At 34.1% G+C, this 24,682-nt stretch carries 25 protein-coding genes; 16 read left to right on the top strand and 9 right to left on the bottom strand.

Features of this window, described 5'->3' with window-relative positions; translation table 11 throughout:
* Positions 1 to 96: 96 nt before the first annotated feature.
* A complete protein-coding gene (locus FNW38_RS11565; protein ID WP_144064867.1) occupies positions 97 to 870 on the bottom strand; it encodes a DeoR/GlpR family DNA-binding transcription regulator in 774 nt (257 codons plus the stop codon).
* Positions 871 to 1,024: 154 nt separating this feature from the next.
* Here FNW38_RS11565 and FNW38_RS11560 point away from each other — a divergent pair, with 154 nt between their 5' ends.
* The 12 genes from FNW38_RS11560 (at position 1,025) to groL (ending at position 12,745) form a co-directional block, all read left to right on the top strand.
* Positions 1,025 to 2,599 (top strand): glycerol-3-phosphate dehydrogenase/oxidase, encoded by a 1,575-nt coding sequence (locus tag FNW38_RS11560; protein ID WP_143386112.1) that lies wholly within the window; start codon positions 1,025 to 1,027, stop codon positions 2,597 to 2,599.
* Between the two features lie 29 nt (positions 2,600 to 2,628).
* Positions 2,629 to 4,125, top strand: a complete 1,497-nt coding sequence (glpK, locus tag FNW38_RS11555) for a glycerol kinase GlpK (RefSeq protein ID WP_144064866.1) — start codon at positions 2,629 to 2,631, stop codon at positions 4,123 to 4,125.
* Between the two features lie 18 nt (positions 4,126 to 4,143).
* Complete coding sequence (locus tag FNW38_RS11550; RefSeq protein WP_144064865.1) at positions 4,144 to 4,875, top strand: MIP/aquaporin family protein; 732 nt, start codon at positions 4,144 to 4,146, stop codon at positions 4,873 to 4,875.
* 325 nt (positions 4,876 to 5,200) lie between these two features.
* Entirely contained in the window at positions 5,201 to 6,646 is a 1,446-nt protein-coding gene (miaB, locus tag FNW38_RS11545) for a tRNA (N6-isopentenyl adenosine(37)-C2)-methylthiotransferase MiaB (protein ID WP_144064864.1), read from the top strand.
* A gap of 207 nt (positions 6,647 to 6,853) precedes the next feature.
* Positions 6,854 to 7,138, top strand: a complete 285-nt coding sequence (locus tag FNW38_RS17770; RefSeq protein WP_317129726.1) for a GxxExxY protein — start codon at positions 6,854 to 6,856, stop codon at positions 7,136 to 7,138.
* A 27-nt stretch (positions 7,139 to 7,165) separates the two neighbouring features.
* A complete protein-coding gene (locus FNW38_RS17500) occupies positions 7,166 to 7,309 on the top strand; it encodes a hypothetical protein (protein ID WP_185963133.1) in 144 nt (47 codons plus the stop codon).
* A 107-nt stretch (positions 7,310 to 7,416) separates the two neighbouring features.
* Positions 7,417 to 8,676, top strand: coding sequence for a sigma-54 interaction domain-containing protein (locus tag FNW38_RS11535; RefSeq protein WP_143386108.1), 1,260 nt, complete (start codon positions 7,417 to 7,419; stop codon positions 8,674 to 8,676).
* A 100-nt stretch (positions 8,677 to 8,776) separates the two neighbouring features.
* Positions 8,777 to 9,280 (top strand): LptE family protein, encoded by a 504-nt coding sequence (locus FNW38_RS11530; RefSeq protein ID WP_143386107.1) that lies wholly within the window; start codon positions 8,777 to 8,779, stop codon positions 9,278 to 9,280.
* A 103-nt stretch (positions 9,281 to 9,383) separates the two neighbouring features.
* The gene (locus FNW38_RS11525) at positions 9,384 to 10,238 is read left to right on the top strand and encodes a tetratricopeptide repeat protein (RefSeq protein WP_144064863.1); all 855 of its coding nucleotides are present in this window, start codon (positions 9,384 to 9,386) and stop codon (positions 10,236 to 10,238) included.
* 3 nt (positions 10,239 to 10,241) lie between these two features.
* Positions 10,242 to 10,586: a preprotein translocase subunit SecG gene (gene secG, locus FNW38_RS11520; RefSeq protein ID WP_143386105.1), complete on the top strand. Its 345-nt coding sequence runs from the start codon at positions 10,242 to 10,244 to the stop codon at positions 10,584 to 10,586.
* Positions 10,587 to 10,722: 136 nt separating this feature from the next.
* A complete protein-coding gene (locus tag FNW38_RS11515; protein WP_035670228.1) occupies positions 10,723 to 10,998 on the top strand; it encodes a co-chaperone GroES in 276 nt (91 codons plus the stop codon).
* Between the two features lie 118 nt (positions 10,999 to 11,116).
* The gene (gene groL, locus FNW38_RS11510) at positions 11,117 to 12,745 is read left to right on the top strand and encodes a chaperonin GroEL (protein WP_143386104.1); all 1,629 of its coding nucleotides are present in this window, start codon (positions 11,117 to 11,119) and stop codon (positions 12,743 to 12,745) included.
* A gap of 107 nt (positions 12,746 to 12,852) precedes the next feature.
* On the opposite strand, the gene FNW38_RS11505 is transcribed toward groL, so the two are convergent.
* The 8 genes from FNW38_RS11505 to xrtF all read right to left on the bottom strand — a co-directional run bounded on the left by FNW38_RS11505 (position 12,853) and on the right by xrtF (position 19,985).
* Positions 12,853 to 13,533, bottom strand: a complete 681-nt coding sequence (locus tag FNW38_RS11505; RefSeq protein WP_143386103.1) for a DedA family protein — start codon at positions 13,531 to 13,533, stop codon at positions 12,853 to 12,855.
* A gap of 260 nt (positions 13,534 to 13,793) precedes the next feature.
* Complete coding sequence (locus FNW38_RS11500) at positions 13,794 to 14,135, bottom strand: heavy-metal-associated domain-containing protein (protein WP_143386102.1); 342 nt, start codon at positions 14,133 to 14,135, stop codon at positions 13,794 to 13,796.
* A gap of 42 nt (positions 14,136 to 14,177) precedes the next feature.
* The gene (locus tag FNW38_RS11495; RefSeq protein WP_144064862.1) at positions 14,178 to 16,187 is read right to left on the bottom strand and encodes a TonB-dependent receptor plug domain-containing protein; all 2,010 of its coding nucleotides are present in this window, start codon (positions 16,185 to 16,187) and stop codon (positions 14,178 to 14,180) included.
* 74 nt (positions 16,188 to 16,261) lie between these two features.
* Entirely contained in the window at positions 16,262 to 16,675 is a 414-nt protein-coding gene (locus tag FNW38_RS11490; RefSeq protein WP_143386100.1) for an HYC_CC_PP family protein, read from the bottom strand.
* A gap of 52 nt (positions 16,676 to 16,727) precedes the next feature.
* Positions 16,728 to 18,083, bottom strand: coding sequence for an MBL fold metallo-hydrolase RNA specificity domain-containing protein (locus tag FNW38_RS11485; protein WP_144064861.1), 1,356 nt, complete (start codon positions 18,081 to 18,083; stop codon positions 16,728 to 16,730).
* 43 nt (positions 18,084 to 18,126) lie between these two features.
* A complete protein-coding gene (locus FNW38_RS11480; protein WP_144064860.1) occupies positions 18,127 to 18,957 on the bottom strand; it encodes a restriction endonuclease in 831 nt (276 codons plus the stop codon).
* Between the two features lie 58 nt (positions 18,958 to 19,015).
* The gene (locus FNW38_RS11475) at positions 19,016 to 19,459 is read right to left on the bottom strand and encodes an exosortase F system-associated membrane protein (RefSeq protein ID WP_144064859.1); all 444 of its coding nucleotides are present in this window, start codon (positions 19,457 to 19,459) and stop codon (positions 19,016 to 19,018) included.
* Entirely contained in the window at positions 19,437 to 19,985 is a 549-nt protein-coding gene (gene xrtF / locus FNW38_RS11470) for an exosortase family protein XrtF (protein WP_143386096.1), read from the bottom strand. The genes FNW38_RS11475 and xrtF overlap by 23 nt, the downstream gene beginning before the upstream one ends.
* Before the next feature lie 75 nt (positions 19,986 to 20,060).
* Between xrtF and FNW38_RS11465 the strand changes: the two genes are divergently transcribed.
* From FNW38_RS11465 to FNW38_RS11450, 4 genes are all read left to right on the top strand, one after another.
* Positions 20,061 to 20,522, top strand: coding sequence for a GAF domain-containing protein (locus tag FNW38_RS11465; protein WP_143386095.1), 462 nt, complete (start codon positions 20,061 to 20,063; stop codon positions 20,520 to 20,522).
* Between the two features lie 128 nt (positions 20,523 to 20,650).
* Positions 20,651 to 20,917, top strand: a complete 267-nt coding sequence (gene rpsO, locus FNW38_RS11460) for a 30S ribosomal protein S15 (protein ID WP_035670202.1) — start codon at positions 20,651 to 20,653, stop codon at positions 20,915 to 20,917.
* Positions 20,918 to 21,070: 153 nt separating this feature from the next.
* Positions 21,071 to 23,233 carry a polyribonucleotide nucleotidyltransferase gene (locus tag FNW38_RS11455; RefSeq protein ID WP_144064858.1) on the top strand — a complete coding sequence of 721 codons (2,163 nt, stop codon included), beginning with the start codon at positions 21,071 to 21,073 and terminating at the stop codon, positions 23,231 to 23,233.
* Between the two features lie 304 nt (positions 23,234 to 23,537).
* Positions 23,538 to 24,434, top strand: a complete 897-nt coding sequence (locus FNW38_RS11450) for an Abi family protein (protein WP_144064857.1) — start codon at positions 23,538 to 23,540, stop codon at positions 24,432 to 24,434.
* Positions 24,435 to 24,682: the final 248 nt, after the last annotated feature.

The following is a 24,682-nucleotide window of genomic DNA, read 5'->3' as shown; positions in this document are numbered from 1 at the left end:
ATTTTTATCACTAAACAGTATCAAAAAAACAATCTAAATATCAAATATTAAAAACCAAAAAATTGAATTATTTAAGCCCCAAACTAAAATAAAAATTCACATTTTATCAGCCACAACAACATAAATTCCTATTTCTTCAAGCTTAGTTTTTGTCTCGGGATCAATTCCGCTATCCGTAATCAAAACATCAATTTTATCTAAATTACAGATTTTCCCAAATCCCTTAATATTCATTTTTGTAGAATCTGCTAAAACAATAATTTTCTCAGAAACATCTATCATAGCTTGATTTAAATGCGCTTCTAAAGAATTTGATGTACTTAAACCAAAATCCAAATGAATCCCATCTGCTCCCAGAAATAGTTTATTACAAGAAAACTGACTCAAAGTAGCCTCTGCAATTGGACCTACAACTGAAGTTGAACTGTTTCGAACATCGCCCCCTAGTTGTATCGTATCTATTTTAGTTTCTTTACTAAGCTCCAATGAGACCCTCAACGAAGGAGTAAGTACAGTTAACTTTGGAAATCCGGTAATAATACGAGATAAATAATGGATGTTTGAACCAGAGCCTAAAATTACATAGTCATTATTATCAATATATTTTAGAGCTTCTTTCGCAATCTGTTTTTTTTGTTCTACCTGCAACCCTTCTTTATCATTCACATCTCTTTCAAATGCATAAATAGGTTGCTTACTGGCCCCACCATGCGTGCGATGTAATAGCTTTTCATTTTCTAAAAAATTCAAATCCTTTCGAATGGTTACAGTCGAAACGTTATGTATTTCACATAAATCAACAACATTTACATAACCTTTTTGATTTAACTCTTTAAGTATATCTTCTTGCCTTCTATTTATAATAGTCATTACAGCTCTTTATATGTTTCGATTTTCAGTTCTTAAATATACAAAAATACAACAATGAAATAAATTTCACTTTATTTTATTTAGTTTCATTTGATTTCACTAAGTTTGTTTTTCGAAAGTTTTTAAACACAAAAAGCAACATATTAGAAACATAATGAAACGTATAGAACAATTATCAAAACTAAAACAAACACAAGAATGGGATATAATTGTGATTGGCGGAGGAGCTAGCGGACTTGGTACAGCACTGGATGCTGCCAGCAGAGGATACAAAACAATACTGCTCGAATCTGTCGATTTTGCAAAAGGAACCTCTAGTCGCAGCACAAAATTAGTTCACGGAGGCGTACGTTATTTAGAGCAAGGTGATATTTCTTTAGTAAGAGAAGCTTTAAAAGAGAGAGGACTAATGGCTCAAAACGCAGGTCATTTAGTAAAAAACCAATCTTTTATTATTCCTAATTACAATTGGTGGGGAGGCTATTTCTACACTATAGGATTAACGATATATGACTTGCTAGCCGGAAAACTAAGCTTAGGAAAATCAAAATATATTACAAAGAAAAAAACTATCGAATTACTACCTACTGTTGAAACAAAAGACCTCGTAAGTGGCGTTATATATCAAGACGGGCAATTTGACGATTCCCGTTTAGCCATAAACATAGCTCAAACAGCGGTAGAAAATGATGCATGCTTATTGAACTATTCCAAGGTAATTAATCTATTAAAAAATGATACAAACCAAATTATTGGCGTACTGATAGAAGATCAAGAATCAGGAGAACGATATGAAATAAAAGGAAAAGCTATAATTAACGCAACAGGAGTTTTCACTAATGCGATAATGAAACTAAACGATACTGTATATAAAAAATACATAGTTCCAAGCCAAGGAATTCACCTTGTATTTGACAAATCCTTCTTGCCAAGTGATCACGCCTTGATGATTCCAAAGACAAGCGATGGAAGGGTTTTGTTTGCAGTCCCTTGGCACGATAAAATAGTAGTAGGAACGACCGATACTTTAATCAAAAAACACAGTCTAGAACCTATTGCATTAGAATCTGAAATAGAATTTGTTTTAGAAACTGCACAACGATTCTTAGCAAAAAAACCAACTCGGGCAGATGTATTATCTGTTTTTGCAGGATTAAGACCATTGGCCGCCCCCGAAAAAGAAGGAAAAAGCACTAAAGAGGTTTCTAGAAGTCATAAAATAATTGTTTCTGAAACTGGATTAATTACAATAACCGGAGGAAAATGGACCACTTACAGAAAAATTGCCGAGGATATTATAGACAAAGCAATTACAGTACGCCATTTAGAAAAAAAAGAATGTAAAACTGAACATATTGCAATTCACGGAAACAAAAAAACAAATACTTTAGACCGAGAAAATCATTTATACATATATGGAACCGATATTCCTCAAATAATTGAATTACAAAATACAGAACCTGAATTAAGCGAAAAATTGCATCCAAATTACAACTACACTATGGCAGAAGTAGCATGGGCAATACGTCATGAAATGGCACGAACAGTAGACGATGTTTTAGCCAGAAGAGTACGTTTGTTATTTTTAGATGCACGCGCCGCTATTGCTTCATGCGAAAAAGTAGCACAATTATTAGCAAAAGAACTAGATCATGACGAGATTTGGATTCAAAACCAGATATTAGAATTCAAAACTATTGCCAAAGGATTTCTTTTGAAAGAGCTATAAAAACCAATCAAAATCTATAAATATTAACCATGCAAAACAAATTAATTTTAGCGCTAGATCAAGGAACAACTTCTTCCAGAGCTATCGTCTTTAACCATGACGGAGAAATCGTTAACATATCTCAAAAACCATTCGAACAAATATTTCCCAAACCAGGATGGGTAGAACATGATCCAAATGAAATATGGTCTTCGCAAATTAGTGTCGCCGCAGAAGTAATTGCTAAAGCAGGAATCTCCGGTAAAGAAATTGCAGCAATTGGCATCACCAATCAACGAGAAACAACAATAGTCTGGGACAGAGAAACTAGTGAACCCATTTATAATGCAATTGTTTGGCAAGACCGTAGAACAGCAAAATATTGTGATGAATTAAAAGCGCAAGGTCATGCAGAAATGATCCAAAAAAAGACAGGACTGGTTTTAGATGCTTACTTTTCCGGAACTAAAGTAAAATGGATTTTAGACAATGTAGCAGGAGCCCGTGAAAAAGCAGAACAAGGAAAACTGTGTTTTGGAACCGTAGATACTTGGCTAATATGGAAACTTACAAGAGGGGCAATGTTCATGACAGATGTTTCAAATGCTAGTAGAACTTTATTACTAAACATTCATACTTTAGAATGGGATAATGAATTATTAGAATTGTTTAATATCCCAAGAGCCATGTTGCCTAAAGTAAAAGAAAGCAGTGAAAGATACGGAGAAACCTGCACAACACTATTTGCTACAAAAATCCCAATCTCAGGTGTCGCAGGAGACCAACAAGCAGCGCTTTTTGGACAACTATGCACTGAACCCGGAATGGTAAAAAACACCTATGGTACCGGCTGTTTTATGTTGATGAATACAGGAGAGAAACCCGTTTATTCTACTCATAATTTATTAACGACGGTTGCTTGGAAAATAAATGGAAAAACAACTTATGCTCTAGAAGGCAGTGTTTTCGTAGGTGGTGCAGCAGTACAATGGCTTCGAGACGGTGCGAAAATGATAGATTCTGCCGAAGAAATAGAAACTTTAGCGGCAAGCGTACCAGACAATGGAGGTATTTATTTTGTCCCTGCGCTAACAGGTTTAGGAGCGCCTTATTGGGATCAATACGCAAGAGGTGCTATTGTGGGTATTACCAGAGGAACAACAAATGCACATATTGCTCGTGCCACTCTGGAAGGAATTGCCTATCAAGTGTATGATTTAGTCAAAGCTATGGAAGCTGATTTTGGAAAAAAGGGAAAAGAATTAAGAGTTGATGGCGGTGCAGTAGCAAATAATTTATTGATGCAATTTCAATCAGACTTGTTTGACTTTAAAGTAATCAGACCAAAAACATTAGAAACAACAGCTTTAGGAGCGGCATACTTAGCCGGATTAGCTATAGGATATTGGAAAAGTGTAGATGATTTACAGGAACAATGGTCTGTAGATCGCATATTTTCACCCGAAATGCCAAAAACTGAAGTAGAAAAATTAGTAAAAAACTGGGATAGAGCTGTTGGTCGAGCAGTTAACTGGATTGAAGATTAATCTCTAAAACTATATATTATGACTCCATTTATAGCAGAAATCATTGGTACCATGCTAATGATTTTATTAGGCAACGGCGTTGTTGCTAACGTAGTACTCAAAGAAACCAAAGGAAACAATTCAGGATGGATCGTAATTACTGCTGGCTGGGCATTTGCAGTTTTTGTCGGTGTTACTGTTGCTGGTCCAGTAAGTGGCGCCCATTTAAACCCAATCGTAACACTCGGCTTGGCTCTTACCGGGAAGTTCGGATGGAATCAAGTTCCAATTTATATTATGGCGCAAATAATTGGCGCTATGTTAGGTGCTTTTTTCGTTTGGCTTTCTCATAAAGACCATTTTGCAGCAACTGATGATAAAGGTAAAAAACTAGCTTGTTTTTCTACAGGACCTGCTATTAGAAATACTTTTTCAAATCTGATCAGTGAAATTATTGCAACTTTCGTCTTGATTTTTGTAATTTTCTACATCTCAGGCCCCGAAATAATCCTACATTCAGATAGTACCGCAAAAATTGGTCTTGGCACAGTAGGCGCCTTACCAGTAGCCATTTTAGTATGGGCAATTGGTCTTTCTCTAGGCGGTACAACTGGCTACGCAATAAATCCTGCGAGAGATTTGGGCCCCAGAATTATGCATGCGCTCTTACCCATTAAAGGAAATAGTGACTGGGGTTACGCTTGGATTCCAATTATAGGGCCTATAATAGGATCCAGTTTAGCGGCGGCCTTATATATGCTTTTGTTCTAAAATAATAAAACACAACATCAAAATATATCATATTTAACAGTTTCAATCCGTATTTCTGGATCCAGATAAATTAATACTATTGATTTTATTAAAGCAAATCATTTATCAAAGAAACTGCAATTAGTAAGACCACTAAAGGAGATGTTATTAAAATCTCCTTTTATAAAAAATTTAATTTGTTTGTTTTTACTTAAAACTTTCTTTTAGTCATAAAAGAAAGTTTTTTTTATTTAGGGTTATAAATCCAAAAACATTGTTAATTCTTCGTCTGACATCTTGTCATATTTATTTGAATTGCGTTATCTTTGTGCTTTGAAATTACATGATGGAAAAGATTATTGAAGAAAGCAAACAAGGCGAAAGTCTTGTTTTAGAAAATAAACCTGAGAATACTAAAAAACTCTTTATAGAAAGTTATGGTTGTGCAATGAACTTTTCGGACAGCGAAATCGTGGCTTCTATTTTATCCGGAAACGGATACAATACAACACAAATTCTGGAAGAAGCCGATTTAGTTTTGGTCAATACCTGTTCTATTCGGGACAAAGCAGAACAAACTATTCGCAAGCGTTTGGAGAAATACAATGCCGTGAAACGCATCAATCCGAAAATGAAAGTGGGTGTTTTGGGCTGTATGGCCGAACGTTTGAAAAGTCAGTTTTTGGAAGAAGAAAAAATTGTAGACCTAGTTGTGGGTCCTGATGCTTATAAGGATTTACCAAATCTTTTACAAGAAGTTGAAGAAGGTCGTGATGCGATTAATGTGATTTTGTCGAAAGATGAGACTTATGGCGATATTTCACCGGTGCGATTGATGAGTAACGGAATTACTGCTTTGGTTTCTATCACCCGTGGTTGCGATAATATGTGTACGTTTTGCGTGGTTCCTTTTACACGTGGACGTGAACGCAGCCGCGAACCACAAAGTATCATTAAAGAAATTCAGGATTTGTGGGACAAAGGCTTTAAGGAAATTACGCTTTTAGGTCAAAATGTGGATAGTTATTTATGGTACGGAGGCGGATTGAAAAAAGATTTCGAAAACGCTACCGAAATGCAAAAAGCAACAGCTGTAGATTTTGACCAATTACTAGAAATGGTGGCGGTTGGTTTTCCTAAAATGCGTATTCGATTTTCGACATCAAACCCACAAGACATGCACGAGAGCATTTTGCATGTGATTGCAAAACATCCTAATATATGTAAGCACATTCACTTACCGGTTCAATCTGGAAGCAATAGAATACTAAAAGAAATGAACCGTTTGCACACGAGAGAAGAATATATGGCCTTGATTGATAAAATCAGAACGATTATTCCGAACGGCTCCATTTCGCAAGATATGATTGCTGGTTTCCCAACAGAAACTGAAGAAGATCATCAAGACACCTTGAGTTTGATGGAATATGTGAAGTATAATTTTGGTTATATGTATTCGTATTCCGAACGTCCGGGAACTTTGGCAGGACGCAAAATGGAAGATGATGTAACGGAAGAAACGAAAGCAAGAAGATTACAGGAAATCGTTGATTTACAACAAAAACACGCTTGGTTGCGCAGTGAAGAATTCATTGGTCAAACCGTGGAAGTTTTAGTGGAGAAAGTATCCAAAAAATCGACCGAAGAATTTTCCGGAAGGAATTCACAAAGTATTACTGTGGTTTTTCCGAAAGAGAATTACAAAATTGGGGATTTTGTGAATGTGAGAATTTTGAGTTGTACCAGTGGAACCCTGAAAGGGGAAGCGATTGGGTTGAGTGAGATGAATTAAAAAAGTTTCGCCACGAATTACACGAATTGGGCACGAATTTCTTCAATTTTAAAAATGAATTTCTTTAAAAATTTAATTAGTGGGAATTCGTGTAATTCGTGGCTAAAAAAATTGAAAAATATGGATTTATATAAAAAAGAGGAATACTATAAAATCGTAGGATTGTGTATGGAAGTATATAACGTTTTAGGATGAGGGTTATCCGAAATTATATATAAAGATGCATTAGAAATAGAATTCAAGAACAATAATATCCCTTACGAAAGAGAAAAACCTTATTCGATAAGCTATAAAGGACATAATATAGCACATAAATATTTCGCAGATTTCGTTGTTTATGATGAGATTATTTTTGAAGTAAAGGCAATAAAAGAAATTATAACCGACAACGTTACCCAAACTTTGAATTACATGAAATTAGCTGATAGCCAAGTCGGAATAATTGCAAATTTTAATATTAAAACGCTACAGCATAAAAGAATTGTTATTTGAAATTAAAGAAAATTTAAAACTAGAAAAATGTCAAGAAAAAATATAATAATTGGTTTAGTTACTTTTATAATTGGATTTTGTGTTACATTCTACACCATTAGAACTTATTTCCCAAAACATAAAGTTGAAAAAACAGTCCCTTTAAAAGACACATTAACAAAACCACAATAATTATTGCGAATAGAATATTTTAAATAAAAAAAGTTCAACGTTTAAGATTTTAAAGTTATCGAAAGAGCTTTTAAACCTTAAACAATGAAAACTTTAAACATAAAAATATGGAAACAGTTCAAGCTATAAAACAGCGATTTGAGATTATTGGGAATGACCCAAAGCTCAATCGTGCCATCGAAAAAGCCATTCAAGTTGCTCCTACTGATATTTCGGTACTGGTAGCTGGTGAAAGTGGTGTTGGAAAAGAGAATATCCCCAGAATCATTCATTCGCTTTCTCATAGAAAACACGGAAAATACATTGCCGTAAACTGTGGTGCTATTCCTGAAGGAACGATTGACAGTGAACTTTTTGGACATGAAAAAGGAGCTTTTACGGGTGCAACAAACACACGTGAAGGATATTTTGAAGTGGCTGATGGCGGAACTATTTTCCTTGATGAAGTTGGCGAATTGCCTTTGACTACTCAAGTGCGATTGCTTCGTGTTTTAGAAAATGGCGAATTCATAAAAGTTGGTTCCTCACAAGTACAAAAAACCGATGTTCGTATCGTTGCAGCTACCAATGTAAATTTGTTTAATGCTATCGAAAAAGGAAAATTCCGAGAAGATTTATATTATCGTTTGAGTACGGTAGATATTAATTTACCTCCATTGCGAGAACGAAAAGAAGATATTCATTTGTTATTCAGAAAATTCGCCTCTGATTTTGCGCATAAATATAAAATGCCCCCATTGAAATTAGACGAAAGTGCCGTTGCTGTTTTGCAAAAATTTCGTTGGAGCGGTAATATCCGTCAATTGAGGAACGTAGCAGAACAAATTTCGGTTTTGGAAACGAACCGTGAAATTTCGGCAGCGACTTTACAATCCTATTTACCTGCTGAAGGTACCAATTTACCATCGGTGATTAAAGACAAGAAAGGCGAAGGTGATTTTAATACCGAAAGAGAAATTTTGTACAAAGTGCTCTTTGATATGAAAAGTGATTTGCATGACTTGAAGAAACTTACTTTAGAATTAATGCAAAGTGGTAGTTCTAAAGTGCAAGAAACAAATCAAAATTTGATCAAAAAAATATATGGTTCCCAAGAAAATGACAGTGAAATAGATTTTGAAGAAGAACCAAGAACAGCTTTGATTACAACTCAAAATAAAGAAGAGCGTTATCAGGAGAATGACGATAGCTACCTATTTGCAGAAACAATCGAAGAGGAAGAGGAAATTTTGAGATTAGAACAAAAAGAAATTGAAATGATTAAAAAATCATTGGAAAAAAATAAAGGAAAACGAAAAGCAGCTGCAGATGAATTAGGGATTTCCGAAAGAACTTTATATCGAAAAATTAAACAATTTGATTTGTAGTTTTTGCCACAAAGACGCAAAGACGCAAATGGTTTGATTGAAAATGAATATCTTTGACCCGAGCGTTAGCAAACTGGCGAAGCAATTTTTAAAATAGAAAATGAAACACATTAAACTTATTCTTCTTTCAATAATTATATTGAGTATTAATAGTTGCTCGGTTTACAACTTTACAGGAACAGGGAAAATTGATGCAAAAACCTTTCAGGTGAATTTTTTTCAAAATAATGCAGAATTGATTGAACCTGGAATTGACAGGACTTTTACGCTGGCACTACAAGACATTATTCAGAATCAAACCAATTTAAATTTAGTAAAAAGCGGTGCTGATTTAACTTACGAAGGAGAGATTGTAGATTACAGAATAAGCCCTATGACCGCAACCGCCGATCAGCAAGCTTCTCAAAACAGACTGAAAATAAGAGTAAATGTTCGGTTTACCAATAAAAATAAAGAAACAGATGATTTTGAAAAACAATTCGAGTTTTATTATGATTATCCGGCTGAGCAACAACTTGTAGGTTCTACTTTGAATAGCGCATTGAAAGAAATCTTCGAAAGAATAACCCAAGATATCTTTAATGAATCTCTTGCTAAATGGTAAATGAAGGAGTATTCAGTTGGCAGTTTTTAGTATTCAGTTAGCTGCACTAAAAATTGAACACTGATTACTGAACACTGATTACTGAACATTGAACACTCAAAAAATGAACGTAACCGATTATACTTATTTAATAAACAGACCAGATGCTATCAATGAGAAGCAAACCGAAGCATTGGGAAATGTGTTGGATGAATTTCCATATTTTCAAAGCGCCAGAGCTTTACGCTTAAAAGGTCTTTATAATCAAAATAGTTTTAAGTATAATTTTGCTTTAAAAGTCACTGCCGCACATACAACCGACAGAACGGTATTGTTTGACTTTATTACTTCGGATACTTTTACTGCAATTCAAAAAGATTTATACGATAAAAAAATAGTAGAGCTACTTGACATTACTGTAATTGATAGCGAAATAATTATCCAGGAAGAAAAACTGGAACACAAGATAGATGCCCTGGAACAATCGATTCTTACTTCTATAAAGGAAGCTTTACCTTCAGAATCTAATGAAAATTTAAAAACTACAGAAGAGAAATTAGCTATTGGAACTCCATTGGATTTTTCCATTAGTGAAAAGCATTCCTTCCAAGAATGGCTTCAATTATCCCGAACGCAGCCTATTGTCAGAGAAACGGAAAGTGTAAATCCTTCTAAAACCCTACCAATAGAAGATGAAGACAAAAAGAAAAAAGCAGCGTTAATCGATAAATTTATAGAAACCAGTCCGAAAATTTCATCTGTAAAACATGGTGTTGCATCAACAGTTACTTTTGACCTTAATAAAGATGATAATTCCTATTTGATGACGGAGACATTAGCAAGAGTTTATTTGGAACAAAAAAAATATCAAAAAGCGATTCAAGCTTATGAAATATTAATTTTGAAATATCCAGAAAAAAGTAGTTTCTTTGCAGACCGCATAGCGGATATTAAGATTTTACAACAAAACAATAATTAAACAATGAGCACATTTTCAATTTTTTTAGTTTTAATAACAATAGTTTGTTTCCTATTAATCGTAGTAATAATGGTTCAAAACCCTAAAGGCGGTGGATTATCTTCAACTATAGGTGGTTCTCAAATGCTAGGTGGTGTACAAAAAACAACAGATTTTTTAGACAAAAGCACTTGGACACTTGCTACTATTTTAATTGCACTTATATTACTTTCAAGTTTAAGCTTTACAGGAGCATTAAGTGATAATGATTCTAAAATTATTGAACAAACAGGGACTGCTGCACCGGCAACTGCTGCTCCAGCATCTCCAGTTCAAAATACACCTGCTGCAACAAATCCAGCAAAATAAAACAACACTTTTTTTTCTAAATGCCAGCCTGTCAAAGCTGGCATTTTTTATAAGAAAATATGTCAGTTATAATAGGATGGCACAATTTCTGAAATCCTAAATGCAATCATAAAAATAATAAAAAAAATATAAAATCATGGCTTTAAACATTAAACCACTTTCAGACAGAGTTCTTATCGAACCAGTAGCAGCTGAAACTAAAACTGCGTCAGGGATTTTTATTCCAGATACAGCTAAAGAAAAACCACAAAAAGGAACTGTAGTTGCTGTTGGAAACGGAACAAAAGACCACACAATGACTGTAAAAATTGGTGATTCTGTTCTTTACGGAAAATATGCCGGAACTGAATTGAAACTGGAAGGAAAAGATTATTTGATCATGCGTGAAGACGATATTTTAGCAATTATCTAAAATCCCCCCCGACCTCCCCGAAGGGGAGGAGACGAAATAAACTAATAAAATATTTAATAATATTTCATCTTGGCTCCCTCTCCTTTGGAGAGGGCTGGGGTGAGGAAAATAAAAAAAAATGGCAAAAGATATAAAATTTGATATTGAAGCACGTGACGGATTAAAACGTGGTGTAGATGCATTGGCAAATGCAGTAAAAGTAACTCTTGGACCAAAAGGTCGTAATGTAATTATTGGAAAAGCTTTTGGTGGACCAAATGTTACAAAAGATGGTGTTACCGTTGCAAAAGAAATTGAATTGAAAGATCCATTAGAAAATATGGGCGCTCAGATGGTTAAAGAAGTGGCGTCTAAAACTAATGATTTAGCTGGAGACGGAACTACAACTGCTACAGTTTTGGCACAAGCTATCGTAAAAGAAGGTTTGAAAAACGTTGCTGCAGGAGCGAATCCTATGGATTTGAAACGTGGTATTGACAAAGCAGTTGAAGCTATTGTAGCTGACTTGGCTAAACAAGCAAAAGTAGTAGGAAGTGATTCTGAAAAAATAAAACAAATTGCTTCAATTTCTGCTAATAATGACGAAGTAATTGGTGAGTTAATCGCTACTGCTTTCGCAAAAGTAGGAAAAGAAGGTGTTATCACTGTTGAAGAGGCTAAAGGAACAGATACTTACGTTGATGTTGTTGAAGGTATGCAATTTGACAGAGGATATCTTTCTCCTTATTTTGTTACCAATTCAGAAAAAATGGAAGTAGAATTGGAGAATCCTTACATCCTTTTATATGACAAAAAAGTTTCTTCATTAAAAGAATTATTACCAGTTCTTGAGCCAGTTGCTCAATCTGGAAAACCATTATTGATTATTGCGGAAGATGTTGATGGTGAAGCATTATCTACATTGGTTGTAAATAAATTGCGTGGAGCTTTGAAAATTGCTGCTGTAAAAGCACCTGGTTTTGGTGACAGAAGAAAAGCAATGCTTGAAGATATTGCTATCTTAACTGGAGGAACAGTAATTTCAGAGGAAAGAGGATACACTTTAGAAAACACAACTATCGAAATGTTAGGAACTGCTAAAAAAGTGACTATCGATAAAGACAATACTACAATTGTAAGTGGTGCTGGCGAAGCTGACATGATCAAAAATCGCGTAAACCAAATAAAAGGTCAAATGGAAGCTACAACTTCTGATTATGACAAAGAAAAACTACAAGAACGTTTGGCTAAATTAGCTGGTGGAGTTGCTGTACTTTATGTTGGTGCTGCTTCTGAAGTAGAAATGAAAGAGAAAAAAGACAGAGTTGATGATGCGCTTCACGCAACTCGTGCTGCTGTTGAAGAAGGAATTGTTGCCGGTGGTGGTGTTGCCTTATTAAGAGCTAAAAATGTTTTAAGCACTATTAAAGCGGACAATGCTGATGAAGCAACAGGAATTCAAATTGTATCTCGTGCCGTGGAGTCTCCTTTGAGAACTATTGTTGAAAATGCAGGACTTGAAGGTTCAGTTGTTGTTGCAAAAGTAGCCGAAGGTTCGGGTGATTTTGGTTACAATGCAAAAACTGACGAATATGTTGATATGCTTAAAGCAGGTATTATCGATCCTAAAAAAGTAACGCGTGTAGCATTAGAGAATGCTGCTTCGGTTGCTGGAATGATATTGACTACCGAATGTGCTTTGATTGATATTAAAGAAGATCATGCAGGTGGAAACCCAATGGGTGGTGGTATGCCAGGAATGATGTAATTCATTCTCTTTTTAAAATAAAAAACTCCGTTTCGTTAAATCGAAACGGAGTTTTTTATTTACTTGTCTTGTCAACTTTTTCAGGACAGGGCAACTAAAATTAATTTTTATTTTATATGCACCCTTTTTTTCAAAAGCTTGAATAAAACGGGAACCGTGGTAATAAGAACAATTATTACTATAATATATTCGATATGCTCTTTCAAATCAATTCCAAAATTTTCCAAAAAGACACCATACAAATAATGACCGGAAAAAATTAAAATAAAAGCCCATAAAAAAGAACTTAAAATATTGAAGAACATAAATTTGCTTTTATCCATAGATACTATTCCAGCCACAATTGGCGCAAAAGTTCTGAAAATTGGTAAAAAACGAGCAAATATTATGGCTTTCCCACCATACTTTTCAAAGAAATCTTTTGACTGCAACAGGTATTTTTTCTTGAACCAAAAAGTATCTTCTTTTTTAAATAAATAATACCCGCTTTTTGCTCCAAACCAATACCCTACCATGTTCCCAAAAATTCCTGCAATAGCAACCATTAGTGACAATAAAGTAACATTTATAAATTCACTTTCTATAGACACCATATTTTGAACCAAATCTTTACTGTAAATTCCTGCAAGGAAAAGCAAACTGTCACCTGGAAGGAAAAAACCTGCAAAAAGCCCAGTTTCAGCAAAAATAATAAATAAAACTATGTATAAACCTATCTGAACTCCTGCTATTTTTAAGGTAATATAAAACTCTGGATCGAGTAATTGTGTCCATTCGAAATTATTCATAAATCAATTTGTAATTTAATATATTCGTGCGTGAAAGTAAGAATAAATTACCTTAACCACAATTTATTGCGGTATTTTAAAGTTTAATTAACTCTTTAAAAATATAATAATCTCGATTGGAAATGCTTTCATGCAGCACTGTTTTTTTTCAATAAAAGTGTGTTTTTATTTGGCATAAATGAAGATTTTTCTTTAGCGAAAGAAAAAATTAAACCCAATCTATTTAAAAAGCCCAAAATTTTCACTTTGGGCTTTTTAAATTACAGTCGTTCATATTTACAACAACTATGGAGGTTGTCATAATCCTCTTTTGTCGCTTTGATCCCATCTGTGTCATGCCCTATTTTTGCAATGGCTTTTTTCACATCTGGCAGAGTGCCTTTTTCTTCATTTAAAATCAAACTCAATTGATGTGTCTCAATACTCCAATTTGCTGATTTAACTCCGGAAACTGAAAATGCCGCTTTTTGAATTCGTTTCTGACATTGTTCACAATTGCCATTTACTTCAGTCGTATAACGTGCATTTTTATTCTTTTTCTCTTGAGACTTAACAGCAAATCCCAGAAAACTTACCATTACTATTAAAATAATATTTTTCATTTTTACTTTTTTTATTGTGATTATTAATTTTTCATGCTGAGCTTATTTTATTTTGAATCGAAACCCCGCATAATACATTTGCCCAAAAACCGGTGCATATGCAATTGAAGTATCAAAAGTGGAGCCAAAAGGATTATCAGAACCAAGAATAGCTTTTTCCTGAGTATAATTTCCAATGTTCTCACCACCTACATACATTTCAAAAATAGAAGAAAAAGTTCTTGTAATTTGTGCATTCATCAAAGAATACGATGGTGAAAATTCCGGTAGTCTATCCTTTATTGGATTGCTTGCTGTATTGGGCAATTGTTGCTTACCAATCCAATTGAAAGTATAATCAAATTTCCATTGCTTTCCTTTCTCCCCTATGTGGGTTTCATATTCTAAATTTCCAAAAAATCGATGTTTAGCCTGTAATGGCTTTTGGTAATTCCCCGAAATATAATCGGTTCTTACATCATAGAATTTATACGCTGAGCGCAAATTAAAATGGTTTAAAATTTCATAATTAAACTCTAATTGCCCGCTATTGGCAACTGACTTTCCGTTCAAATTATAAAACAAAACTTGTTGGGGACTTTGCAATACATCGACAATAACCTGATTTTGAAAATCAGTTCTGTAAAGATCAAACCCAATATCGGCATTTTTGCCAAAGAGCAAAAACTTTTGCGCAAAGCTTAAACCATAATTCCATGCAATTTCTGGATTCAATCCATAAATTTTTCCATCATTATCCAAAACATCAAATGTTCTGGAACTCGCAAAAAGCTGTTGGTTCTCGGCAAAAATATTCGCACTTCGCTTTCCTCTTCCTGCTGAAAATCGCAGAACACCTTTTTCCCAAGGATTGTATCGCAGATGTAATCGTGGCGTAATGAATGTCCCTAATCGGTTGTGATTATCAATCCTTCCTCCCAAAATAATACTAAAATCATCCTCATTATCGTAAGTATATTCGAAAAAAGCACCTACAGAATTATCAGTTCTACCGTAATCATTTACATTGACAAATTCTTGGTATTTATCGTATGTGAAATTCAAACCCGCAGCAAATTTATTCATCGTGTTGTTAATAATCGAATTAAAAATCAAGTTCGAATAATAACTGCTTTGTTTGATATTGTATTGGTTTAAACCGAAATACGAATGTTGATTGTGACTGTTAAAAGCATTTTGAAATCCAATACTTTGATACGGCATTTCCGGAAAAACGTAGCCGACTTTTGTAGAGACGTCCAATCGTTCTGTATTGATTTCAGAACCCCAATAATTTGTAGTTCCTCTATCTTTGTCCGGATCAAAGTCCAATTCTCCAGTCTGTTTTTTATCATTCATATATCTGAAATTGATAAAACTCACCCAACCTTTTTCGGCGTCGTAATATTGGTATCTATTGAGAATATTAATTTGTTTTGCCAATGGATTATCCAAAAAGCCATCGTTATTCATATCGTTCTTAGCAACTCTTGTATTACCATGAAGAAACAGACTACTGCTCCATTTATCGGATATTTTTTTATTAAAATGCGTATTCAATTCAAAACGAGAATCTGTCGAACCATACACATTTAGGAAAAACGGAATGTCATTGATGGGTTTCAATAATTCAGTATTGATTTGTCCTGAAATACTTTCGTAACCATTCACCACGCTTCCTGCTCCTTTAGTGATTTGGATGCTTTCGACCCAGGTTCCAGGTGTAAATGACAATCCGTAAGCTTGAGAAGCACCACGGACTGATGGAATATTTTCTTCGGTAATCATCAAGTACGGGCTTGTCAATCCCAGCATTTTGATTTGTTTTGTTCCTGTCAAAGCATCTGAAAAACTCACATCAATCGATGGATTCGTTTCAAAACTTTCGGCCAAATTACAACACGCGGCTTTAAGTAATTCTTTACTCGTTATGAGTGTCGTATTACCGGTTACCGTAAATGATTTTTGAATTCCTTTTTGCTTTTTGACAATTTTGACCTCTTCCAGTTTTTCTTGAGAAAAAACGGGAATCGAAAGCAAAATCATAACAATAAGCGTTATTATTTTTTGCATAGCAAGGATTTTAATGTTTATAAAATTTATTTCAAACCACAAAAAGAGGTTTGACTTTTAAAAAACATTAAAAATCAGGCGTAGAAAATGTATTGGTTGTACAGTTTAAAAAGTGGTGGCGCATGAACATCGCAATAAAAAGAGGTGTTTTCAAAACTTTTGAAATTTGGTCTTGGACAAAACACAATTGGGTTCCATTCTTCGATTAAAAAAGTAAAATCCGCATTTAAAGAAAATGCTTTTGTAATTAAATTATCTGATTTTTTTTGAAAATGAACTACTTTATTCTTGCAACAACTGTCTTTTTTTGCAAATTTTTTTTCGCAACACCCTTTTTCAACTGAATTAGGAGCTTCTCCAGATTTCCAATAAGATGGTTGGATGGAGGCTACTTTGTCTCCACAATAATGCACATCAAATGCGAATCCCACATTGGAAACCAACAGGAAAAATGCGAGAAAAAAACTGATGTGCTTTTTGAATTTCATTTTGCAAAATTAGTGATTTAATCAACCCGTAAAATCAAATTTCTGTTAAAAATTAGAGCTCAAATTCTTGCCCCATCAAAGGAACTTTACAATCAAAACCATATTTCTCCTGAATTTTTATCCGAAGTACATCTAGCGGCTGATTTTCACCATGAACCAAAAATACTTTTGTTGGTTTATTTTCCAATTCAGATAGCCAATTGAGTAAATCCTTTTGATCCCCGTGAGCCGACAAGCCTTCTATTTCAAGAATATTTGCTTTTACATCATAATATTTACCATGAATTTTAATTTCATCTGCACCTTCTAACAATTTCCTTCCACGCGTTCCTTCGGCCTGATAACCAACAATGATAACTGTCGTTTCGGGTAAACCAATATAATGCTCGAGATAAGTCAAAACTCTTCCGCCAGTAACCATTCCGCTGGCAGCAATTACCACTTTGGGTTGTTTATCAAAAATATGTTCAATTGTTTCCTGATAATCAGAAACCAGCATGAACATTTTACTCATTTCGGCACAGTCTTTCAATGATAATTTATGCCATTTTTTATTATTGATAAAAATTTCCAAAGCATTAATCCCCATAGGTGTATCAATTATATAGGGAATATTGGGAATTCTATCTTCTTCTTTAAGTCGCCATAGCAAATACATAATCGTTTGGGCGCGCTCTACAGCAAAACTGGGAATAATGATGGTTCCACCTTTTTCAACTGTATTGTTGATATACATTTCCAGTTCTAATTTGGCATCCATATCGGGATGAAGACGATCACCGTACGTACTTTCAAGAAATATATAATCGCCTTTTTTAGGTTTAGTTGGCGGATACATTAATACATCATTATCACGCCCAATATCTCCTGAAAAAACCAAAGTCTTATTTTCGAGTTGCAATTCAATTGTACAAGCTCCAATGATATGTCCTGCATTAGTATAAACCGCAGCAATTTCCGCATCTAAAGGAATGGATTCATTGGTTTTAATAACCCTAAAATAAGGAAAAACTTTTTGGGCCTGTTCCACTGTATAAAGTGGTTCAGCAACTTCGTGTTTGGAAAATTTACCCTCATTAGCAATTCTAGCCTCTTCTTCCTGAATTTTAGCGCTATCCAGAAGAATCAACTTGGCAACAGCGGCAGTGGGACTGGTACAATAAATTTTGCCTTTAAAACCTTGATTGACCAGTCTGGGCAACCAACCACAGTGATCTAAATGTCCATGAGTCAACAAAACAAAATCTATCGTTGAAGGTAAAATGGGCAATGGTTCCCAATTAAGTTCCCGCAGCGGTTTAATCCCTTGAAATTGACCACAATCTATCAAAATCCGAATACCATTGCTTTCAATTAATGTTTTAGAACCGGTTACAGTGCCTGCTCCGCCAATAAATTTAACTTTCATTTGATTTGAATTTAAAAATTAAACAATCCAGAATCCATTATTTTTAAATAAACCCACACAGTTCAGATGCTTCTTTCAACACATTTTTTATCCGATTTGAACTCAATCCAATTTTCTCTAAACAATCGGAATGGTTTATTATTTCTTTTACCAAAATCACATCCAATATCAACAACTTATCTTTTTCGGCAATGGACAAAGTAGTTAAACAAGTTACAGGATAAAGATAATGTGTATCATTTTTCGTTTTTAAATTATTGTCCTCAGGGTAATTCCAACTTAATAAATTCAATCCTGAACATTTAGCAAAATCGACAGCATCGGTTGTAAATCTATTATTGGTGACAATCCAACACTTTGAAATGGAATCTTTTTTTTCAAAAATGGCATGCTGTCTTTCCTTCAAATCATTGAAACGAGACAAAATATACATTGGCACTTTTACGTCAGAAGCAGCATCCCTGCCCGCATGATACTTGCATTCAATCATCGAAACATGTTCATTCTTCTTTACCAAAACATCAATTTCATGTAATACACATTTACCTTGCAATGTTATGTTTGTTTTAGTTTCATAATGCTCCGAAGCAAAAAGCCGCCCAATATATTTTTCGAAAAAAAAACCTGCCGGACCTAACAATCGTATTGCTTCTCTTAAGTTATAACGTGCTGCATGAGAATTAGCCGTTTTTTTCAATAAACCAAAAGCCATTTTATAGATATGCTTCGTAGAAATCCCCTCGTACATTTGTTTTTTAATTGTTTGCAGAATATTTTCTACAACAACAGCACTTGCTCCCGATTTTAAAAGCGAACTCTTCAGCTTATCAGCACTAAATTCTACAATATCTCCTGAATGTTTTATTATTTTCATCCCTTAGTATGTTGACAATTAACAAATTAAATCCACCATTAAAGATATAAAAAAAAGATTACTTATTTTGTTTTTGATAGTAAAATGCCGGAACAAATAACAGAACGAAAATGGGTTGAATCAAAAACCGACGAATATAAAAAAGAAATAAATTATGATGTCCCCTAGTGAAGTAAATTATATAGAAAAAAACAACAATTAAAATCATAAAGAAAAAACAATACAGAACAAATGCAAATTTCACCATCACTATATCTTTGAAAAAGACATAAATGATGCCCAATGATATAACCGTATTTAATGTATAACGAAACAGCAATCCTAAAGACAATTGAAATGAATTGAAATTAGGCAACGGTAAATTATTAAAATCGTTTTTAAAGTAATCCAAAAAAGGGTCATAAAACAATTGGTTTTCAAATGCACGAACAAGCACTAACAATGCAACAAAAAAAACAAATTGCATTAATCTAACTTTATTATTTAATATCTTTTGAAGCATATCTTGAAAAATTACGTACCCAAATTAACCACAAAATGAAAACCACACCATAAATATACAAAGGAAAAAGCACGCTGTGTAAAAATGACTCCTGTTTTGGAAAATGAAACATCAGCACACTTAAAATTGCTATCCTTAATACGTTTAACAGATAAATAAGCAGGCTTCCGCCAAAAATAAAAAGCAGAGTCGGTTTTAACTTTCCTGAAAAAGCAACTATAAAAGATATGAACAAGATAATTACACTAATGGCATTACATCCCTCAATAATTCTTGCTACATATTTTTGATTATAAATCAACTTTATAAAAGACTGTGATTCATTTTCTTCAATTCTAAAATTAGCACCAAATAATTGAAACAATTGATCTGTATTTTCTACAACCATTCTAGTTATAGTGTCCAACTTGTTTTCTCCAAAACTATTAAGATATGCCTGATACAAAACAGTAAGAACGATATAGGTCAAAAAAAAGGTAGCCAGAAAAAACAAAAAAGGTTTGTAGAGAATAAAATATTTTTTCAAAATCTATTTTTTAACAAATTTATATAATTTTTAAAAACTGCTTTAAATACTTTTGCATAAATATAAATAAAAACCATGACATTTCAAGAATTACAACCAAAAGTAACCGAAATCACACTAAACACAGCGCTTTCCAGAGACGAAAAACTTTTGTCTATTTGCCAGCTTCTAAGTGATTCAATTGACTATTACAATTGGGTAGGATTTTATTTTGCAAATCAGGAAACCAAAACCCTGCATTTAGGCCCTTATGCAGGAGCAGCAACAGATCATACCGTGATTCCTTTTGGAAAGGGTATTTGCGGACAAGTAGCTGTGTCTAATACTAATTTTGTAGTTCCAGATGTGGCCGCACAAGACAATTATATTGCCTGCAGTTTTACAGTAAAATCAGAAATTGTTGTTCCTCTTTTTGTAAACGGAGAAAACATAGGGCAAATTGATATTGACAGTCATGCTATCGATCCATTCACCCAAGATGACGAACGTTTTTTGGAGTTTGTAAATGAGAAAGTGGCAAAATTATATACTGTTTAATATACTGAATATTAAATTCTTAAAGGTTAAACAAAATTTACCTTGCCGATTCAAAAATAAAGATTATCTTTGCACCCGTCTTACAATGGATGTACGACATACATAAAAATCATTAAACAAATATTGGAATGTATTTAACTAAAGAGATTAAAGAAGAAATCTTCGCTAAACACGGAGAAAAAACAAACACTGGAAAATCAGAAGCACAAATCGCTTTATTCACTTTCAGAATTAGCCACTTAACGGAGCACTTGAAAAAAAATCGTCATGATTATAACACAGAGCGTTCATTAGTATTACTAGTAGGTAAAAGAAGAGCTTTGTTAGATTACTTGAAGAAAACAGAAATCAACAGATATCGTGAGATTATCAAAGTATTGAATATCAGAAAATAATCAATATACTAAAGAGGTGCGAAAGTGCCTCTTTTTGTTTTTATATACAACAATAAAAAAGTTTGTTTTTCATTGGGTTTTAGGCATTAACTACGCAAAACAACAACTACAACACAACTAGAACCCATTGTTTAATCTAAGAGAATTAAAATTATGATTCCAAAAGTTTCAAGAGAAATTATCGATTTAGGAGATGGCAGAAGCATCTCAATCGAGACAGGTAAATTGGCTAAACAAGCCGATGGTTCTGTAGTAGTACAAATGGGAGATGCCATGTTGCTTGCAACAGTTGTATCTGCCAGAAAAGCAAGTCCAGGAATTGATTTCTTGCCTTTAACATTAGATTATCGCGAAAAATTTGCTGCCGCCGGACGTTTTCCAGGTGGTTTCTTCAAAAGAGAAGCAAGACCAAGTGATAGTGAAATTTTAACCATGAGATTAGTTGACCGTGTATTGCGTCCACTTTTTCCAAATGATTATCACGCTGAAACGCAAGTGATGATCCAATTGATGTCTCATGACGAAAATGTTATGCCGGATGCATTAGCAGGTTTAGCCGCTTCGGCAGCTTTATCTTTATCTGATATTCCATTTTCAACATTAATTTCTGAAGTTCGTGTAGCTAGAGTTGACGGTAAATTTATCATCAATCCAAGTCGTACACAATTAGAATTGTCTGATATTGACATGATGATTGGTGCTTCTAAAGATTCTATCGCAATGGTAGAAGGTGAGATGAAAGAAATTTCAGAACACGAAATGGTGGAAGCCATTAAATTTGCTCACGAAGCAATCAAAATTCAAATCGAAGCTCAAGAAAGATTAGTTGCTGCTTTTGGTAAAAAAGAAGTAAGAACATACGAGCAAGAAAAAGAAGATACTGCTATTTACGATAAAGTGAAAGCGGCATCTTACGATTTATGTTATGCTATTGCAAAAGAAGGAACAGCCAAACACGAAAGAACAGCCCAATTTGCTGAAGTAAAAGAAGTAGTGAAAACTTTATTTACAGATGAAGAATTGACTGAACACGGTGATTTAGTAAGCAAATATTTTTCTAAAGCACAAAAAGAAGCGGTTCGTAATGTAATCCTGGATTTAGGTTCTCGTTTGGACGGAAGAAAAACTACCGAAATCAGACCAATCTGGGCTGAAGTAGATTATTTACCATCAGTTCACGGTTCTGCAATTTTCACAAGAGGAGAAACTCAAGCATTGGCTACAACCACTTTAGGAACTTCTAGAGAAGCGAACCAAATTGACTCTCCATCTCAACAAGGTGAAGAGAAATTCTACTTACATTATAACTTCCCTCCTTTTTCTACAGGTGAAGCAAAACCTTTAAGAGGAACTTCAAGAAGAGAAGTAGGTCACGGAAACTTAGCACAACGTGCTTTGAAAAACATGATTCCTGCTGATTGTCCTTACACCATTCGTATCGTTTCAGAAGTTTTGGAATCTAACGGTTCTTCTTCTATGGCAACAGTTTGTGCTGGAACATTATCATTAATGGATGCCGGTATTCAAATGATCAAACCAGTTTCCGGTATTGCAATGGGATTAATTTCTGACGAAAAAACAGGTCGTTTTGCTGTATTGTCTGATATTTTAGGTGATGAAGATCATTTAGGAGACATGGACTTTAAAGTAACCGGAACTGCTGATGGAATTACTGCTTGTCAAATGGACATCAAAATCGAAGGATTGGCTTATAACATCATGGAAGAAGCATTAGCTCAAGCTCGTGATGGTCGTTTGCATATCCTTGGAAAAATAACAGAAACTTTGGCTACGCCAAGACCAACTGTTAAGAAATATGCTCCGAAAATTATCAAAGTAACTATTCCTGGTAACTTTATTGGTGCGTTAATTGGACCTGGTGGAAAAGTAATTCAAGAATTACAAAAAGCTACAGGAACAACTATCGTTATCAACGAAGTGAACGAACAAGGTGAAGTTGAAATTCTTGGAACTGATCCTGACGGAATCGAAGCAGTTTTACGTAAAATTGACTCATTGACTTTCAAACCGGTTGTTGGTGATGCTTATGAAGTGAAAGTAATCAAAATGCTTGATTTTGGAGCGGTGGTTGAATACCTTGCTGCACCAGGAAATGAAGTATTGCTTCACGTATCTGAGTTAGCTTGGGAACGTACTGAAAACGTTTCTGACGTTGTGAAAATGGGTGATGTTTTTCAAGTGAAATACTTAGGTATGGATCCAAAAACAAGAAAAGAAAAAGTGTCAAGAAAAGCACTTTTACCAAGACCTGCACGTGAGGAAGCAAGACCTCTACGTGAGGAAAGAAAAGAGTAATCAGATCTTAGTTTACTAAAGGTTTATTTATAGAAAATCCCGTTTCATGTATTTGAAACGGGATTTTTATTTTTATTTAAATTTATTTTCAAAACAATTTATACGCTTAAGAATCAATTAATTTTCAACAATCTTAATTGTAGAGTTGAATATGATCGCAAAAAAAAATTACAAAATACTAAAAATATTAAATATTTAATCACTAGCGTAATTTCACAGAAACATTACCTATATTTGCAGCAACATGCTTACCCCGCTTCCCGTTAGACCAGCGCGCTCAGGGTAAGCTTTTTATTTTTATAAGATGCCACTACTTCCTTATAACAAACCTGCACTTACTTACGCTCAACAAATCCAACAATTACAAGAACGAGGACTAACAATAAATAATAGCGCCAGAGCCAATCATTTATTGGAAAGCATCAGTTATTATCGTTTGAGCGGATATTGGTTTCCCTTATTGGCAGATAAAACGAACCATCTTTTCAAAGAAAACTCTAATTTCGATACTGCTTTTAATCTATATTGTTTTGATAGAGAGCTACGGGTTTTGGTTATACGAGAACTTGAAAAAATAGAAGTTTCTATAAGAGCGAAGATGATTTATGTTTTATCGCATCAATATGGAGCCTTTTGGTATCAAAACCCAACGCTGTTCAAAAATCATATTAGCCACAGTAAAAGTCTTGGAAGTTTAGAAGAAGAATACAACAGAAGTGATGAAGAATTTATAAAAGCATTTAAAAAGAAATATTCTGATGACTTACCGCCTAGTTGGATGCTTTTGGAATTAACTTCTTTTGGCACGCTTTCTTTTCTTTTTAGCAATTTACAATCGAACAGAACCAAGAGAGATATTGCTAATTATTTTGGTTTAAGTGATACTATTTTTGGTTCATGGATGCATAGTATTGTTTATCTTAGAAACGTTTGTGCACATCATTCAAGATTATGGAATAGAGTTATGAGCATTCAACCAAACATACCACAAAGTCCAAAAAAAACTTGGCTAAATAACACTGCCGTTCCCAACAACAAATCCTATTTTATTTTATCAATGATTTTATATTTGATGCAAACCATCAATCCAAAAAATACAATTGCTTTTCGATTTGCAGCGTTGCTTAAAAAATACCCTAATGTTGATGTTTTCGCTATGGGCTTTCCGAAAGATTGGGAGAAAGAAAATCTTTGGAAATAGACTATTTGTCTGGTGTTTTTTGCATTAGGGATAAAAGCAATTGTTTGAGCTCTTTTTGTGACACGAGCAACGCGAACTGGCGAAGCAAATGCAATGAAACAAAAAAGCGAGTGCGGATAGCCCGACCCAAAGGGAAATGCCCAAATTAGACTTCGTTCAGAATTATAATAAAATATGACAGTCCGCAATATGTTCCAAAGGATAAAATATGGCACACAGATAACACGGATTGAACGGATTTTGCACAG

Source organism: Flavobacterium gawalongense, assembly GCF_007097265.1.
GTDB lineage: Bacteria > Bacteroidota > Bacteroidia > Flavobacteriales > Flavobacteriaceae > Flavobacterium > Flavobacterium gawalongense.
Note: the sequence above shows the minus strand (reverse complement) of the source record. Positions and strands in the feature narration are given on the sequence as shown.